Here is a 15,170-nt window from a genome sequence, read left to right as displayed (position 1 = left end):
CCGCCGGAGCATTACGGCATGACCGCAGCCAAGACCATGATCCTCGTCGTCGACGACGACGAGGCGGTCCGAGAATCGCTCAAGTTCGCGCTCGAACTGGAGGGGCTGGAAGTCAATCTGTGCTCCGACGGCGAGGACGTCTTTCTGCATCCGGCTCTGGCTCTCGCCAAATGCCTGGTGATCGATTTCAAGATGCCGGAACTGGACGGCATCGAGGTCCTTCAGGGCCTCCGATCTCGCGGCCTCAACCTTCCGGCAATCCTGATCACCGGTCATGCCACGAGCGCGCTGAGACAGCGCGCCGCTTCGGCCGGAGCGCTCGCCGTTCTCCAGAAGCCTCTGATCGGCACCGTCCTCCTCGACAGCATCCGTCAGGCCGTGCGGGCGTGCTGAGCGCGGCAATCTCCTGTTTTTTCGCCGGTTGATGCCGGTCAAAGCGCCGGTCGCCCGGCGGGCCTAGAGGGAAAGGGTGAACCGCTCCGGTTCCGGTCCGGCAGCCGCCCGGACGGACCGGCCTTCTAGGGAGTGACCCCCGTGCTCAAGACCATCCTCGTCTGTCTCGACTCCAAGGAGCGCGCCGAGACGATTCTCGATCTAGCCCTGCCGCTGGCCGAGCGTCAGGAAGCCCATCTCGTCGGGCTGCATGTCATCCCGAGCGTCTTCGTCAACCTCGCGACGGAGGTCTCGGTCCAGTATCTCGACGAGGTGCAGAGGTCGCAGCGCAAGGACGCCAAAGCGATCGAAGAACTGTTCAACACGCGCGTTTCCGCGGCCGGCATCTCGGCCGAGTGGCGGCTTGAGGAGCCGACGACGCCCGACTATGAGAAGGTGGTCACGCGCCACGCTCTCTGCTCCGACCTCGTCGTCGCCGGCCAGCCGCATGCCTCGGAGTGGGACGGAGGTGGTCTCATCACCGACGTCCTGATCGAGACCGGGCGGCCGATCCTCTTCGTACCCAGCGCCGGCCGCTACACCAAGGTCGGCGAGAAGGTCACGATCGCCTGGAACGGCACGCGCGAATCCGCACGCGCGGCCTTCGATTCGATACCCCTGCTGATGGATGCGCGCCTGGTGACCGTCCTGTCGGTCGATCCGCCCCGGCAGCCGACCAAGGCCGGCCTTGCGGCCGCCGACGACCTCGCTCTGGTGCTGGCGCGGCACGGCATCCGGGCAGAGGCGGCATCCTCCTTCAGCGGCGAGATCTCGGTCGGCGATGATCTCCTGTCGACCCTGTGCGACGACGGCGCCGACCTTCTGGTGATGGGCTGCTATGGACATTCGCGGATAAGGGAGATGCTGTTCGGAGGCGTCACCCGGCACATCCTGCAGCACATGACCGTTCCGGTCCTGATGTCGCGCTGATCGCGCGGGACCTGGACCCGGTTCCCTTCCGTCTCTTACTTTTCGCACGCGAGCCCCCCGCTCCGAGCCTCGCCTTTTCGAAAGGTGCGGCTTGGAGCAGGGGGCTTGCGCGTGTCTCCACCTTCCCGTGCTGGCGAAGGCGATCTCCCATACCTATCTCGTGGCGGTGACGCGGGGTCTTGTTGCAAAGCCGAGGCTTTTCCTGTACGGCCGCGTCCATTCCACACACGGAAACCGGGTCGTCGGACGAGTTCGTTCGTCCGAACCGATCCACCGGTGGCGGCTTCGGCCGCTTCGTTCCGTGGAGGCATAACCGGTAAAGGACAGATAGAAATGGCTCTGCCAGATTATTCCATGCGCCAGCTGCTCGAAGCCGGCGTCCACTTCGGCCACCAGACCCATCGCTGGAACCCGAAGATGGCGCCCTATATCTTCGGCGCCCGCAACAACATCCACATTCTCGACCTCGCGCAGACGGTGCCGCTCCTGCACCGGGCGCTGCTCGCCGTGTCCGACACGGTGGCGCGCGGTGGACGCGTGCTGTTCGTCGGCACCAAGCGGCAGGCCTCCGACATCGTCGCCGACGCGGCCCAGCGTTCGGCCCAGTACTACGTCAACGCCCGCTGGCTCGGCGGCATGCTGACCAACTGGAAGACGATCTCGAACTCGATCCAGCGGCTGCGCAAGCTCGACGAATTGCTCGCCGGCGGCGAGGCTCAGGCCTTCACCAAGAAGGAGCGCCTGACGCTGCAGCGCGAGCGCGACAAGCTCGACCGGGCTCTCGGTGGCATTCGCGACATGGGCGGCGTGCCCGACATGATCTTCATCATCGACACCAACAAGGAGTCGATCGCGATCGAAGAGGCCAAGCGCCTGCACATCCCGATCGTCGCGGTCGTCGATTCGAACTGCGATCCCGCACCGATCGACTATCCGATTCCGGGCAATGACGACGCCGCACGCGCCATCTCGCTCTATTGCGACCTGATTGCCCGCGCTGCCGTCGACGGCATCGCCCGCCAGCAGGGCGACATGGGTATCGACATCGGCGCGATGGAAGATGCGCCGGCAGAGGAACTGCCGGAAGAGGGCGCGAGCGAGGCCGCGGCGACCGAGACGCCCGCATCGGACGAGGCCGGCGCCGAGCAGCAGACCTCCGCCGCCTGATACCGGTGATGGAGCCGGCCTGAACGGCCGGCTCCATCATTGGCGGGATGACCGGCGGGCCACGGCTCCGCCCGATCCGGACGCCGTAATGACGGCGTCATAATTCTGGCGCACCCGTTCAAGACGAGCCGGTGCGCCCAATCATTTGCAAAGAGGAAAAGATGGCAATCTCCGCTGCAATGGTCAAAGAACTGCGCGAGAAGACCGGCGCAGGCATGATGGACTGCAAGACCGCTCTCGCCGAGACCAATGGCGACATGGAACAGGCCATCGACTGGCTGCGCAAGAAGGGCATTGCCAAGGCCGACAAGAAGTCGGGCCGCACGGCGGCCGAAGGCCTGATCGGCGCGGCGTCCGGCGAGGCCAAGGCCGTCGTGGTCGAGGTCAATTCCGAGACCGACTTCGTCGCCCGCAACGAAGCCTTCCAGACGCTGGTGAAGAACGTCGCCGAGGTGGCGCTGTCGACCGACGGTTCCGTCGAGGCGGTCTCCGGCGCTGCCTATCCGGGCACCGGCAAGTCGGCCGCCGACACGATCAAGGATGCGGTCGCCACGATCGGCGAGAACATGGCGCTTCGCCGCTCGGCGATGCTGTCCGTTGAGAACGGCGTCGTCGCAACCTATATCCACAATCAGGTGGCCGATGGCCTCGGCAAGCTCGGCGTCCTCGTCGCACTCGAATCGACCGGCGACAAGGCCGCGCTGACCGCTTTCGGCCGACAGGTGGCCATGCATGTCGCCGCGACCAATCCGCTGGCGCTCAACGCCGACGATATCGATCCGGCGACGGTCGAGCGCGAGAAGGCGATCTTCTCCGATCAGGCGCGCGCCTCCGGCAAGCCCGAGAACATCATCGAGAAGATGGTCGAGGGCCGGATGCGCAAGTTCTATGAGGAAGTCGTGCTCCTGAAGCAGTCCTTCGTGATCAACCCCGACCTCACGGTCGAGAAGGCGCTCGAGGCGGCCGAGAAGGACTTCGGCGCTCCTGCCAAGATCACCGCCTTCGTCCGCTTCGCCCTCGGCGAGGGTGTCGAGCGGGAGACGTCGGACTTCGCCGCGGAAGTGGCGGCGGCCGCCGGCAAGAAGTAAGTTCTCAGCATCGAAGCACAATCGAGGGCGTTCGCTTCACAAGCGGACGCCCTTATTGTATCGGACTGCGGGCCGGTATGGCAGCCGCGCCTGCGCGCGGCGTCTCCCGACCGCCACTCCGGCGCGGTTGGAGCCGCCGAGGAAGCGGGAGCGCGGCCGCCGGGTTCGTTCCAGCGAGTGCCGCTCCGGCTCCGCCGGATCAATGCAAGGTGACTGATGACGGCTGCGATTCGATATCCGCGTGTGCTTCTGAAGGTTTCAGGCGAAGCGCTGATGGGGCAGCAGGGGTTCGGCATCGACGTCGCCGTCGCTGATCGGATCGCTGCGGATATCGCCGAGGCCCGCGCGCTCGGCGTCGAGATCTCCGTCGTTATCGGCGGTGGCAACATCTTCCGCGGCGTTGCCGTTGCGTCGAAGGGTGGCGACCGTGTCACCGGCGACCACATGGGCATGCTTGGAACGGTGATCAACGCGCTGGCGCTGCGCACTTCGCTGATCAAGCTCGGGGTCGACACGATCGTCCTGTCGGCGATCGCCATGCCGGAGATCTGCGAAAGCTTCTCCCAGCGCACCGCGCTTGCCCATCAGGCGGCGGGCCGCGTGGTGATCTTCGCCGGCGGCACCGGCAATCCCTTCTTCACGACCGATTCCGCCGGCGCTCTGCGCGCCGCGGAGATGGGCGCCGCCGCGTTGTTCAAGGGCACTCAGGTCGACGGGATCTACTCGGCCGATCCGAAGATGCATCCGGATGCCGAGCGCTACGATCACCTGACCCACGAGGATGTCCTGCGCAAGGGCCTTGCCGTCATGGACGTCGCGGCCGTCGCGCTCGCCCGCGAAAATCATATTCCCATCGTCGTGTTTTCGATTCACGAAGCTGGGGAATTCGCCAGAATCCTGTCCGGCGCCGGCCGGGCGACAATCGTCTCGGATTGAGCCTAGGCTTCGAGACGAGTGCCAGCTAAGAGAGGAGACCCGCCCGATGGCCGAACTCGATCTGAATGAACTGAAGCGGCGCATGGATGGTGCCGTGTCGAGCCTGAAGGGCGATCTCGCGGGGCTGCGCACCGGCCGGGCTTCGCCGAACCTCCTCGATCCGATCACGGTCGAGGCCTATGGCGCCCAGATGCCGATCAATCAGGTCGCCAACGTCTCCGTCCCCGAGCCGCGCATGGTCTCGGTCTCGGTATGGGACAAGCAGATGGTCGGCAAGGTCGAGCGCGCGATCCGCGAGAGCAATCTCGGCCTCAACCCGATCACCGACGGCACCACGCTGCGCATCCCTTTGCCCGAGCTCAACGAGCAGCGGCGCAAGGAGCTGGTCAAGGTTGCGCATCAATATGCAGAGGGCGCCAAGGTGGCGGTGCGGCACGTACGCCGCGACGGCATGGACGAGCTGAAGAAGATGGAAAAGGACGGCGACATCGGCCAGGACGAGAGCCGGCAGCAGGCCGACCGCGTCCAGAAGATGACCGACGAGACTATCTCGGACATTGACAAGCTGCTGTCTGTCAAGGAAGGCGAAATCATGCAGGTCTAGGATCCGGCAAAATCGGCGTTGGACGACGCGGCCACACCAGACAAAAGGCGGATCGACGTGCGGCACCCTCAACATGTCGCCATCATCATGGACGGCAACGGACGCTGGGCGCGGGCCCGGGGTCTCCCGCGCAGCATGGGCCACAGGCGCGGCGTCGAAGCCGTGCGGCAGGCGGTGCGCGCGGCCGGTGAGCTTGGCATCGACTATCTGACGCTGTTCGCCTTCTCCTCCGAGAACTGGCGGCGACCCAAGGAAGAGGTGGATGAGCTGCTGGGTCTCCTCAAGCACTTCATCCGCCGCGATCTCGCGGACCTGCACAAGGAGGGGGTCCGCGTCCGGGTGATCGGCGCACGGGACGATCTGACGAGCGACATTCGCGGTCTTCTCGAAGAAGCCGAGAACCTCACCCGAGACAATCAGCGTCAGACCCTGGTGGTGGCCTTCAACTATGGGGCCCGCGACGAGGTTGCCCGCGCCATGCGCCGGATCGCCGAGAAATTTGCGGCCGGCGAGGTGTCGCTGGACGGGCTGACGGCGGATCTCCTCGACGAGCATCTCGACACGGCGGGCATACCCGATCCGGATCTCGTCATCCGCACCAGCGGCGAATTGCGGCTGTCCAATTTCCTCCTGTGGCAGTCGGCCTATTCGGAATTCGTGTTCCTGCCCTGCCTCTGGCCCGACTTCGACCGCCAGGCATTCGAGGACGCCATCGCGGAATATGCCAGCCGGGACCGGCGCTTCGGAGGATTGTCACGCGAGATCGCCTCGTGAGCTGATGGGTTTAGCAATCGGGCGGTTCTTTCGGGAGGGAAGCTGGAGCGATCTTCGCTCGCGGCTGATCTCCGCGGTCATCCTGGGCATTTTGGCGATCGGGCTGACCTTTGTCGGCGGCTGGGCATTCAGGATCCTGTGCTGCGCGGCAGGCCTCATCGTCTTCGACGAATGGTCGCGCATGACCCGCGCGCGCCGTGTCCGGCCGCTGTTCCATTTTGCCCGCCGCTGCTTCTATCTCGCCCTTCTCGCCTTCGTCTTCGGCTTCAATCTTGCGGCGCTCGCGATCCTTGCGGCCGGGGCGCTCTTCATCGCCTTCGTCGACCGCGACGAGCACAAGGCCGACTGGGTGCTGGGAGGTCTCCTCTACGCCGGGGTCGCGGCGATGACGCCCGGCTTCGTGCGGGGGGCCGACACGTCCGGGCTCGTGACCATCGGTTTCGTCATCGCCATCGTCTGGTCGACCGACATCTTCGCCTATTTCTCGGGCCGCACCTTCGGCGGACCCAAACTGATGCCGAGCGTTTCGCCGAAGAAGACGATCTCCGGCGCGCTCGGCGGTCTTGCCGCCGGCATCGCCTTCGGCGCGCTGTTCGCGGAATGGGCGACCGGTTCGGTCGGATTGTTCGTCATCGTCCTCGCCGCGCTGCTGTCGGCTCTCGGCCAGGCCGGCGACCTCTACGAATCCTGGATCAAGCGGCGCTTCGGGGTGAAGGATTCCGGGCGCATCATTCCCGGCCATGGCGGGCTTATGGACCGGATCGATGCCTTGATCGTGGCGATCGGCGCAGTCTGGATCGTTGGCGTCCTGATTGCGGGATTTTCGCAACCCGCGCACGGAATCTTTCCGCTATAGGGTTTAGCTGTGCCATGGCCGCACACCGGCCATGATTGCGTCTTGATTGAGCGATGCTATCAGACGGGTCATGCAGGCGGGATCTGCGCGGCGGATCGATGACGGGGAAAGACCGATGGAACTGACGGCGGACATCGCCGCAATCTGGAGCAACGGCCTGATCTATGTCGTGCCGTTCCTGTTCGTCCTCACGATCATCGTCTTCTTCCACGAACTGGGGCATTTCCTGGTCGGGCGCTGGTGCGGCATCAAGGCCCTGGTGTTCTCGGTCGGATTTGGGCCGGAACTGATCGGCTTCACGGACCGGCAAGGCACGCGCTGGAAGCTCGCCGCCGTGCCGCTCGGCGGCTACGTCAAATTCCTCGGCGACGAGAACGCGGCCTCCATGCCGGACGAGGCGGCGGTGGCCGCGATGGACGATGCCGAGCGGGAAGGGGCGTTTCCGGCGAAAAGCGTCGGCCGGCGTGCCGCAACGGTCGCGGCGGGTCCGATCGCCAATTTCATCCTCGCGATCGTCGTCTTTGCGGGTGTCGCCTTCGTCAACGGCCGCGTCGTCGGCGATCCCGTCGTATCGGCGGTCGAGCAGGGCTCTCCGGCCGAGGCTGCCGGTTTCGCGGCTGGGGACCGCGTGGTGTCGGTCGACGGGACGGAAATTTCCTATTTCTCGGATCTGCAGAAGGCGGTGTCCGGCAATTCCGGGTCGCCCATCGCGATCACCGTGGAGCGTGGCGGCAGGACCGTCGACCTCAACGTGACGCCGCGGGTCGAGACGCGGACCGACGGCTTCGGAAACTCCTTCACCATGCCGGTCATTGGCCTGCATGCCGACAACGACACTGCGGCGTTCCGGGTCGAGCAGCTCTCGGCCTGGCAGTCGCTGGAATACGGCGTCTCGCAGACTTGGTTCGTGACATCGCGCACCGTCGAGTTCATGGGCCAGGTGATCACCGGCCGCCAGAGCGCCGACCAGATCGGCGGGCCGATCCGCATAGCGCAGGTCTCCGGGCAGGTTTCCACCATAGGCATGGCGGCGCTGCTCAATCTTGTGGCGCTTCTGTCAGTCTCGATCGGCATTCTCAATCTTCTGCCGGTTCCCATGCTCGACGGTGGCCATCTCCTCTATTATGCCTGCGAGGCGGTCCGCGGCCGGCCCCTGAGCGCCCGGGTTCAGGAGATCGGTTTCCGGATCGGGCTCGCGCTAGTCATGCTGCTTATGATATTCGCATTCTGGAATGACATATCCGGTCTCGTATGATGCGAGACCGCCGAGTCGGGGGGCTTGGGGGTTGCAAATCGTTAACCATCACGACCGCGTTCGTGACTGCGGTGCAACGGCGTTTCCGATTCCTCAATGGAGTCGGTTGAGTTTGCTTGAACGGACTCGGAAAGCCGGTACAAGGCACCAAGGCGGTTCTCTCTCCCGGCGCTTCGACACAAGAACGAGAAGGTGGTTGGGCCTATGAAGGCTGGAACGAACATTTTGCGCGCAGCGGCTGCCGTCGCGCTTTCGTCGACCGTTCTCGCTGCGACGACGCTCAGCGTTCAACTGGCCAGCAGTACCGCCGTGATGGCGGCCGTGGTCAATCGGATCGACGTGCGGGGGAACCAGCGGGTCGAGGCGGAAACGGTCCGAAGCTTTGCCCAGATCAAGCCGGGACAGAACGTCAGCGAAGGCGATCAGGACGAAGCCGTCCGGCGCCTCTTCTCCACCGGCCTCTTCTCCGACGTCAGGGTCAGCCAGTCCGGCGGGACGCTGATCATCCAGGTCGAAGAGAACCAGATCGTCAATCAGGTGCTGTTCCAGGGCAATTCGAAGATCAAGGACGAGCAGCTTACCTCGGTCGTCCAGACCACGCCGCGCGGGGCCTATTCCAAGTCGACGGTCGATGCCGATGTCGACGCCATCAAGGAAGCCTACCGGCGGATCGGCCGCAGCGACGCGGTTGTGTCGGTTCAGACGCAGCAGATCGGCGAAGGCCGCGTCAACGTCATCTACAACGTTCAGGAAGGCGACCGCACCAAGATCGCCTCGATCAGCTTCGTCGGGAACAACGCGTTCAGCGATTCCAGGCTGAAGCAGGTCATCGCGCTGCGCGAGACCGGCATCCTCAGCTTCATCCAGCGCGACGACATTTATGACGAAGACCGGCTGCATACCGACGAGGAGACGCTGCGGCGCTTCTACTACAACCACGGTTATGCCGACTTCCGGATCCTGTCCTCCGTCGCCGAACTCGACGAGAAGCAGAACGCCTATTTCATCACCGTCACGGTCGACGAGGGCGAGCGCTACGCCTTCGGTCAGGTGACGATCGATTCCACCGTGCCTGGCATCGACACGCAGTCGCTCTACGGCGAGCTGAAGACGGAGCCGGGCGCCGTCTACCGCGCCAAGGACGTCGAGGACTCGCTGGTCAGCCTGACCAATGAACTCGCCTCGAACGGTTTTGCCTTCGCCCAGGTCACGCCCCGCGGCGACCGCGACTTCACCAATCGCACCATCGCGATCAACTACGTCATCGACCAGGGGCCGCGCGCCTATGTCGAGCGTATCGAGATTCGCGGCAACACCAAGACTCGCGACTACGTCATCCGCCGCGAGTTCGACGTCTCGGAAGGCGACGCCTTCAACCAGGTCCTCATCCAGCGCGCCAAGCAGCGCCTGGAGGACCTGAAATACTTCGACAAGGTCAACATCTCGACGGCGCCCGGGTCCGAGCCCGACAAGGTGATCGTGATCGTCGACGTCTCCGAGAAGGCGACGGGCGAGATCTCGATCGGCGGCGGTTACACCACCAGCGGCGACACCTCCGGTCCGGTGGCGGAAGTCGGCGTGCAGGAGCGCAATTTCCTCGGTCGCGGCCAGTTCGTGAAGGTGTCTGCGGGGCTTGGAACGTCGTCGCAGAACTACAGCCTGTCCTTCACCGAGCCCTATTTCCTCGGTCGGCGCCTGGCTGCCGGTTTCGACGTCTACTACAACAAGAGCACGTCGGGCGATTACGACTCCAAGCGCATCGGCGGCGACGTTCGCGTGGCCGCTCCGATCACGGAGAACCTGACGGCCCAGATGGCCTACAACTTCAAGCAGGAGACGTTCGGCAGCAATAACGGTCTTACCCCGACCGATGCCAACGACAACACCTATACGGATCCCGTGACCGGCGAAGCCATCCGCAGCACCTGCGGCGATCCCAATCCTGCGGCCTACAAGACCGTCACCGGCAGCGATCTGCTCGACAAGAACGGCAATGTCGCGCAGGCGCCGAACTACACGGACTCGCCAATCATCAACCAGGCGATCTGCGATAGCCCCTATCTGACGTCTTCGGTCTCCTACTCGCTGACCTACAACACGCTGGATAACAATAACGACCCGCGCGACGGCTTCTTTATCCAGGCTGGCCAGGAATTTGCAGGTCTCGGCGGCGATGCCCAGTTCATCAAGACGACCGGCAAGGCCAGCTACTTCAAGCTGCTGAGCGAGGAGTACGACGTCATCGGTCAGCTGAGCGGCGGCGCCGGCAACGTCTCGTCGCTCGGTGGCGACGGCTTGCGGGTCTTCGACAACTTCTTCAAGGGCCAGGACATCGTTCGCGGCTTCGACTACAAGGGCATCGGCCCGCGCCAGAACGGCGTGTCGATCGGCGGCGAGAACTATGCCAACGCCTCCGCGGAAGCGACCTTCCCGCTGCCGCTCCTGTCCCGCGACCTCGGCTTTCGCGGCGCGATCTTCGCCGATGCCGGTTCGCTCTGGGGCAGCGAGTATTCGGGTCAGCCCGGTGTCGTGGGAACGGATGCGTCGCTGCGCGCCTCCGCGGGCGTCGGCCTGATCTGGGCGTCTCCCTTCGGACCGCTGCGCGTTAACTACGCGCATCCGTTCATCAAGGAGGATTTCGACGATCTGCAGGAATTCTCCTTCGGGTTCTCGTCCCGGTTCTGACGTCAGGGAGCGGGGGTCGGCCGTATGGCCCTCCCGCGGGGCCGATGCATGATTCTCCGTTCTTTCCCAGTGGTAGAGGGCTCTCGCTCGGCGAACTGGCCGATCTGACCGGAGCCGCGCTGGGGGAGGGGAGCGATCCCCAAGTCCGGGTGACCGGTCTGGCGCCGCTGGAAGCCGCCGGTCCGGACGATCTCTCCTTCTTCGACAATCCGCGCTATGGCGGGGCACTCGCCGCGACCGGCGCCGGCTGCATCATCGTCGGCGAGAGACATGTCGGCCTGGTGCGTCCCGACCTGCCGCGCTTGGTGGCGCGGAACGCGCAGGCGGCCTTCGCCAGTGCCGGCCGGGCACTGTTTCCCGATGCACTCTGGCCGAAGCCGATCTTCGGCGAATCGGGCCTGTCTCCGAAGGCAGAGATCCACCCCACAGCACTCCTCGAAGAGGACGTCACCGTCGAGGCCTTCGCCGTCATCGGTGCGGGCGCCGTGATCGGCAAGGGAACGGTGATCGCCGCGGGCGCCGCGATTGCTGCCGGATGCCGGATCGGCCGGGATTGCCGGGTTGGTGCCTCGGTCACGATATCGCACGCCTTCCTCGGAAACCGCGTGATCCTTCATCCGGGCGTGCGGATCGGGCAGGACGGCTTCGGCTATGCGCCCGGCCGGGCGGGCCTGGAGAAGGTCGTGCAGATCGGCCGGGTCATCATCCAGGACGACGTCGAGATCGGCGCGAACACCACCATCGATCGTGGCGCGATCCGCGACACGGTGATCGGCGAGGCCACCAAGATCGACAATGCCGTTCAAATCGCGCACAACGTGCGGATCGGGCGCCATTGCGTCATCGTCTCCCAGGTCGGGATATCCGGCTCTGTGGACATCGGCGATCAGGTGATGATCGGCGGCCAGACCGGCGTCAACGGGCACGTGACCATCGGCGACGGAGCCCAGATCGCGGCCGTCTCGACCGTTCAGGGCGATGTTCCGCCCGGCGCGCGCTGGGGTGGAACGCCGGCCAAGCCTGTGCGGGAGTGGTTTCGGGAGATGACGCTGTTATCGGAAATGGCGAGAAAGCGGCGGGCGCCGGGGAAGAAAGATGACTGAAGAGGCGACGGTGCTCGAAAGCGCTGACATCCACAAGATCATGGCGCTGCTACCGCATCGCTATCCCTTTCTGATGGTGGACCGGATCGTCGACATCCAGGGCGACAGGCGTGCCGTGGGAATCAAGAACGTGACGGCGAACGAGCCACATTTTCTCGGCCACTTCCCTTCGGCTCCGGTGATGCCCGGCGTTCTCATCATTGAGGGCATGGCGCAGACGGCGGGCGCCATCTGTACGCTCGCGACCGGCGGCGGCACGCCGCAGCTCGTCTATTTCATGACCATCGACAACGCCAAGTTCCGAAAGCCCGTCGTGCCTGGCGACCGCCTCGAATATCATGTGGTCCAGACCAAGAAGCGCGGCAATATCTGGAGGTTCGACTGCGTTGCGAAGGTCGACGAAGCCAAGGTCGCCGAGGCGACGGTGAGCGCGATGCTGGTCCCGCGCGATCCCGTCTGATCATGACTGACACGACCATTCATCCGACTGCGGTCGTCGAGGACGGTGCGTCGATCGGCGAGGGCTGCGAGATCGGCCCGTTCTGCCATATCGGCCCGCAGGTCGTGCTCGGCGCGAACAGCCGCCTGCGCTCTCATGTCGTCATCTGGGGCAATACCGTCATCGGTGAGGGCGCCCAGATCTGGCCGTTTGCATCCCTCGGCCACGCCCCGCAGCATCTGAAGTATCGCGGCGAGGACACGCGCCTTGTGATCGGCCGCAACTGCCTGATCCGTGAGCATGTGACGATGAACGCGGGGACGGTGCAGGGCCGCTCGGAGACGACCGTAGGCGACAATTGCGCCTTCTTCACTGGCGCGCATGTGGCGCATGACTGCATGCTGGGGCGCAATGTCACGCTGATCAACAACGTTATGCTGGCGGGCCACTGCACGGTCGGCGAATTTGCGACCATTGCCGGCGGCTCGGGCATCCATCAGTTCACGCGGGTCGGCCATCACGCCTATATCGGCGGGCTTGCGGCTGTGGAAGGCGACGTCATCCCATTCGGCATGGTGCTCGGCAACCGGGCCTATCTGTCGGGCCTCAACGTGATCGGCATGAAGCGGGCCGGCTTCAATCGCGAAGCGATCCGCAATGTCCGCCGTGCTTATCGGATGCTGTTTTCCGACGATCTGACGTTCAAGGAGAACATCGACGAGGTCCAGACGGAATTCCCGGACGATCCGCTCGTCCAGGACCTCCTCGGCTTCATCCGCGCCGGTGGCGACCGTGCGCTCTGCTTCCCGCGCCACGCGCCCCCGGCCTGAGGACCGTGCCGTGAAGCCGGACAGCCCCGGCGCGCCGCTCGGCATCGTCGCCGGTGGTGGAACCCTGCCGCGGATCGTGGCCGAGTCTGCCAGGGACAAGGGCTGGAAGCCGCTTGTCCTGCGCATCGCCGATGGCTGCGAGGACGACTGGACGGGTTTCGACGGCGCCGACTTCGCCTGGGGCCGCGCAGGCGACGCGATCGACGCCCTTAAGCGGCACGGGATCAGGCACGTGGTCTTCTGCGGCACGATCAGCCGGCGGCCGGATTTCCGGTCACTGATTCCAAGTCTTCGAACATTGCGGCGGCTTCCTCAGGCGCTGAGGATCGTGCGGGGCGGGGACGACCGGCTGCTGCGTGCCCTTGGACGCTATCTGGAGCGGCAGGGCTTCGTCATGCTGGCGGTGCAGGACGTCGTCCCGGCACTGCTGACACCGGTCGGGCCGCTGACGCACCGCATCCCCGACGCGGCCGAGACAGCGGCCCTTGCGCTTGCCGCCCGGGCCGCCGAACGGCTGGGCAGCCTCGACATCGGCCAGGCCGTTGTGGCTTCGCCGGACCGGGTCATCGCGGTCGAGGCGGTAGAGGGAACGCGCGAGATGCTGCGGCGGGTGGCCGGGCTCCGCGCCGCAGGGCGCCTGGGGCGCACCGAGCGCTGCGTTCTCGTCAAAAGCATCAAGCCGCAACAGGATCTGCGCTTCGATCTTCCCTCGATCGGGACGGCGACGATCGCGGAGGCGAGGGAGGCTGGCCTCACCGCGATCGGCCTTTCGGCCGGGCGCAGCCTGATTCTCGGGCTCGATGACGTCGTCGCCGCGGCCGACGCCGCGAACATTGCGCTCGTCGGCCTTCTGCCAGAACCCGGGCCGGCAGATGCGTCTCCGATCGATGCGGGGTCGCCATGAAGATCGCCTTCGTCGTCGGGGAACCGTCGGGAGACGAGATCGGTGCGGATCTCATCCGCGGCCTGAGGCGCCGGGTGGACCGGCTCGAGCCGGTCGGGCTCGGTGGTGAGGCGATGCAGGCCGAGGGCCTGACAAGCCTCTTCGACATCGAGGAATTGTCGATCATCGGAATCGCCGGCATCGCGATGCGGCTGCCGCAGCTTCTCAAGCGCCTGTCGGCGACGGTGCGCTTCATCGTGGCCGAGCGGCCGGACGCTCTGGTGATCATCGACAGCCCGACCTTTTCGCACCGGGTCGCTCGCAGGGTGCGGGACAAGCTGCCGGACATGCCGATCGTCAACTATATCCCGCCCACGGTCTGGGCCTGGCGGGAAAGCCGGGCGGCGGCGATGCGGCCCTATGTCGACCACGCGATCTGCGCTCTGCCCTTCGAGCCGGCAATCCTCGAAGGGCTGAGCGGGCCGCCCGCGACTTATGTCGGGCACCCGCTGATGAAGGTGCCTGGCCTTGCCGAGATCCTCGCCCGTGACGGGACCGTCGCGGAAAAGCGGCCAAACTCGCCGCCGACGCTCCTGATCCTGCCGGGCTCGCGCAGCAGCGAGGTCGTTCGGCTGATCGACGATTTCGGCGAGACGCTGCAGCGGCTTCATCTCCGCCTGCCGGGTTTGAGGGCGATCCTGCCGACGCTGCCGCGCCATCGCGAGCGGATCGAGGCCGCGGTCGGCCGGTGGGAGAAGAAACCGAAGATCGTGACCGGCGTGGCGGAGAAATGGGCGGCCTTCGCCGCTGCGGACGCGGCACTTGCCGCCTCGGGCACGGTCTCGCTCGAACTCGCTCTTGCCGGTATCCCGATGGCGCTCGCCTATCGCCTCGACCCCGTCGCCTACCGCTTTCGCCATCTGGTGACGGCCTGGACGGCGGCCTTGCCCAATTTCATCGTCGGCCATCCGCTCGTGCCGGAGCATTTCCACGAATTCGTCAGGCCGGAGCATCTGGCGCGACGCCTGGAGCGGCTCCTGACCGACACGCCGGAGCGGCGGGCCCAGCTGACCGGGTTCGAGGAGATCCGGCGGCTGATGGCGATCGACCAGGCGCCAGGAGAGACGGCGGCCGAAATCGTTCTTGCCGAGATCGGGCGCCGGCAAGGGTAGCGAACTCGAGGCCGGC

The 15,170-nt window shown here is 65.4% G+C and carries 15 protein-coding genes; all 15 read left to right on the top strand.

Annotated features, from left to right (window positions below; all coding sequences use genetic code 11):
- Positions 1-18 precede the first annotated feature (18 nt).
- The 15 genes from LH400_RS14200 to lpxB all read left to right on the top strand — a co-directional run bounded on the left by LH400_RS14200 (position 19) and on the right by lpxB (position 15,154).
- On the top strand, positions 19-393 hold the full coding sequence (locus LH400_RS14200) for a response regulator (protein WP_229153387.1): 375 nt from the start codon (positions 19-21) through the stop codon (positions 391-393).
- A 141-nt stretch (positions 394-534) separates the two neighbouring features.
- On the top strand, positions 535-1,362 hold the full coding sequence (locus LH400_RS26380) for a universal stress protein (protein ID WP_229153386.1): 828 nt from the start codon (positions 535-537) through the stop codon (positions 1,360-1,362).
- 333 nt (positions 1,363-1,695) lie between these two features.
- Positions 1,696-2,529 (top strand): 30S ribosomal protein S2, encoded by an 834-nt coding sequence (gene rpsB / locus LH400_RS14190; RefSeq protein ID WP_229153385.1) that lies wholly within the window; start codon positions 1,696-1,698, stop codon positions 2,527-2,529.
- A 161-nt stretch (positions 2,530-2,690) separates the two neighbouring features.
- Positions 2,691-3,617 (top strand): translation elongation factor Ts, encoded by a 927-nt coding sequence (gene tsf, locus LH400_RS14185; protein ID WP_229153384.1) that lies wholly within the window; start codon positions 2,691-2,693, stop codon positions 3,615-3,617.
- 216 nt (positions 3,618-3,833) lie between these two features.
- Entirely contained in the window at positions 3,834-4,553 is a 720-nt protein-coding gene (pyrH, locus tag LH400_RS14180) for a UMP kinase (RefSeq protein WP_229153383.1), read from the top strand.
- A gap of 46 nt (positions 4,554-4,599) precedes the next feature.
- A complete protein-coding gene (gene frr / locus LH400_RS14175; protein ID WP_229153382.1) occupies positions 4,600-5,157 on the top strand; it encodes a ribosome recycling factor in 558 nt (185 codons plus the stop codon).
- Positions 5,158-5,244: 87 nt separating this feature from the next.
- A complete protein-coding gene (locus LH400_RS14170) occupies positions 5,245-5,931 on the top strand; it encodes an isoprenyl transferase (RefSeq protein WP_229153445.1) in 687 nt (228 codons plus the stop codon).
- 4 nt (positions 5,932-5,935) lie between these two features.
- A complete protein-coding gene (locus LH400_RS14165) occupies positions 5,936-6,787 on the top strand; it encodes a phosphatidate cytidylyltransferase (RefSeq protein ID WP_229153381.1) in 852 nt (283 codons plus the stop codon).
- A 115-nt stretch (positions 6,788-6,902) separates the two neighbouring features.
- Positions 6,903-8,042: an RIP metalloprotease RseP gene (rseP, locus tag LH400_RS14160; protein WP_229153380.1), complete on the top strand. Its 1,140-nt coding sequence runs from the start codon at positions 6,903-6,905 to the stop codon at positions 8,040-8,042.
- A 204-nt stretch (positions 8,043-8,246) separates the two neighbouring features.
- Entirely contained in the window at positions 8,247-10,727 is a 2,481-nt protein-coding gene (bamA, locus tag LH400_RS14155) for an outer membrane protein assembly factor BamA (protein WP_229153379.1), read from the top strand.
- A 44-nt stretch (positions 10,728-10,771) separates the two neighbouring features.
- Positions 10,772-11,830, top strand: coding sequence for a UDP-3-O-(3-hydroxymyristoyl)glucosamine N-acyltransferase (gene lpxD, locus LH400_RS14150; RefSeq protein ID WP_229153378.1), 1,059 nt, complete (start codon positions 10,772-10,774; stop codon positions 11,828-11,830).
- Positions 11,823-12,290: a 3-hydroxyacyl-ACP dehydratase FabZ gene (fabZ, locus tag LH400_RS14145; RefSeq protein ID WP_229153377.1), complete on the top strand. Its 468-nt coding sequence runs from the start codon at positions 11,823-11,825 to the stop codon at positions 12,288-12,290. Before lpxD ends, fabZ begins: the two co-directional genes overlap by 8 nt.
- 2 nt (positions 12,291-12,292) lie before the next feature.
- Complete coding sequence (gene lpxA, locus LH400_RS14140; protein WP_229153376.1) at positions 12,293-13,099, top strand: acyl-ACP--UDP-N-acetylglucosamine O-acyltransferase; 807 nt, start codon at positions 12,293-12,295, stop codon at positions 13,097-13,099.
- A gap of 10 nt (positions 13,100-13,109) precedes the next feature.
- Entirely contained in the window at positions 13,110-14,003 is an 894-nt protein-coding gene (locus LH400_RS26375) for an LpxI family protein (protein WP_229153375.1), read from the top strand.
- Positions 14,000-15,154: a lipid-A-disaccharide synthase gene (gene lpxB, locus LH400_RS14130; RefSeq protein ID WP_229153374.1), complete on the top strand. Its 1,155-nt coding sequence runs from the start codon at positions 14,000-14,002 to the stop codon at positions 15,152-15,154. Before LH400_RS26375 ends, lpxB begins: the two co-directional genes overlap by 4 nt.
- The last annotated feature ends 16 nt before the right edge of the window (positions 15,155-15,170 follow it).

This window comes from Jiella soli (assembly GCF_020615385.1).
GTDB lineage: Bacteria > Pseudomonadota > Alphaproteobacteria > Rhizobiales > Rhizobiaceae > VKMB-3413.
Note: the sequence above shows the minus strand (reverse complement) of the source record. Positions and strands in the feature narration are given on the sequence as shown.